The sequence below is a fragment of the Paraburkholderia sp. genome (genome assembly GCF_036488505.1).
Lineage (GTDB): Bacteria > Pseudomonadota > Gammaproteobacteria > Burkholderiales > Burkholderiaceae > Paraburkholderia.
On the sequence record NZ_DASXHN010000079.1, the window covers coordinates 1 to 1,807 of the forward strand.

Consider the following 1,807-nt stretch of genomic DNA (forward strand, 5'->3'; position numbering starts at 1 on the left):
TTGCATGATGTGAGGTAGGTGGTTTGAGCATCAGTTGCCGCGCGTCGGAGGTCGCCGCGCGAGCATGCAGCCAGGTGGTGTAGCCCAGACGCTGACTGCCGCCGAGCGCGAGGCGTGGTACTTCGGGCTGTCGCAACTGGAGATTGACGTCCCAGTCGAGCGGATCGCGCACGTAAAGGCGTACCCAGTCCGTCAGGCGCGCGAGGCTCGCGCCGCCCGGAAGGAAGCGCTGATAGTCGCGCAGCGAAAGCGGCCCGAGCACCACGCGGAACTTGTGCTGGCGGTCGAAGACGCGCGCACCGAGCATCGTGCCGACACCCAGTCGTGCACTTTCGTCGCGCGTACCCAGACGGCTCATCGAACCCGCGGGCAAATTCATCCAGTGGCCGACATTTTCAAGCACATCGGCCGGCAGCCCGAAAAAGCGCGACAGGACGAGCCGCAAACCCGCGGCGTGACGCGTCCCGCCGGCAAGCAGTCCAGCGAAGTGCAGCTTGGCGAAATCGGGCACGGTATCGCGGTTGCGCAGCGCAGGCTCGCCGAGACCGAAGGTCGTGCCGACATAGGCGGAAAAGCGGTCACCGTTGTCGCGATCGAGGCTCACGACCGGCTGCGCCACCGCCCACGCGCGATAGAACAGCGACACCATCCGATGATGAAAGACGTCGAGAAAGCGCGCGAAGGTCGGATCGCCTGCATTGCGCACGCGGTCTCGAACGTATTCGGTCAGGTGCGTGGGCATCGGGCCGTTCGGTCCGAGCAAGCCGAAGAAATTGACGACGAATTTCGGCGCGGTCTCGCCCGTGGTCATGTAATGACGCAGCGTGGTCGGGAAGAAAATCAATTCGGGTTCCTGACCGAATCGCACGGCGTCTCCACGCGGACGCGGCGACGAACCGACGCGCGGCAAGCCAGGGTGCGCACATTCGACAAGACGTACCGCCTGAAAGAAATCGAAGCGATTCGCGCCGGTCGAGAAACGTTCGAGCAAGGTCATAGCGTCCGGCATTGCCCGCTCCCCGGCGCCCAGCGCATGAGCTCACCGCGCGTCGCGCTGGACACGACCGTTTCCGTGAATGAATTCATCGACACGTACTGTGTGAAAAACCGCGCGAGCACCGCGCCGAACAGGAATGCGCCCGCGCCTTCAAAACCGTTCTCGTCGAGCAGCACCTCGATCGCGAGGCCGCGGCCGAACACGATCGGTCCTCGCGAGGGCAAGCGCCGCGTGACCGGCACCGAACGGATAGAGCGCAAGCCCTCGATCTGCCGCGCCGCAGCGCTGTCGCTGATGGGCGCGTACAGCCCGAGGAGATCGCGCATGGCGCGTGCGCCGCTGCCGTCGGCATCGTCCACGAGCGATGCATAGTTGAGCGACAGATGGCTCAACAGACGCCACGCGACCGGTCCTTCCGCGTAGGAAGGCAACGGACGGCTCGGACCGCCGATGCATCGCACGCTCGACACGGGCGCCTCGAGTTCGAGCGTGAAATCCGTCTCGCCCTGCCCGCGCGGCATGGTGAGCGTCAGGTCGCGATTCGTGCACAGCACGCTCAAACCCAACTGCTGAAGGTCGGCCGGATACGGTGCCTCGTGCGTATCGACGAGCGCGAGCCAGGTTTCGCTGCCGGTATAGGATGAGCGCGCGCCTCGCTCGTCCCGCTGCGCGGGAAGCAGCCGCTTTTCGCGGCGCACCTGGTAGAAGGCATGCCCAGGCTCGTCGCTCCCCAGATCGCGTGCACGATAGAAAGGTTCAAACTCGATTGGGCCGCCGCCTCCAGACCGATATCCAGTGACGCTTTCCACC

General features: G+C 65.0%; 2 protein-coding genes. Both read right to left on the bottom strand.

Annotated features, from left to right (window positions below):
* Nucleotides 1-1,009: type VI secretion system baseplate subunit TssG (tssG, locus tag VGH68_RS04330; RefSeq protein WP_331602267.1), on the bottom strand; the 1,009-nt coding region annotated here is incomplete at its 3' end.
* A partial coding sequence (locus VGH68_RS04335; RefSeq protein WP_331602268.1) for a type VI secretion system baseplate subunit TssF occupies nucleotides 994-1,807 on the bottom strand: 814 nt, incomplete at its 5' end. The genes VGH68_RS04335 and tssG, both read right to left, overlap by 16 nt.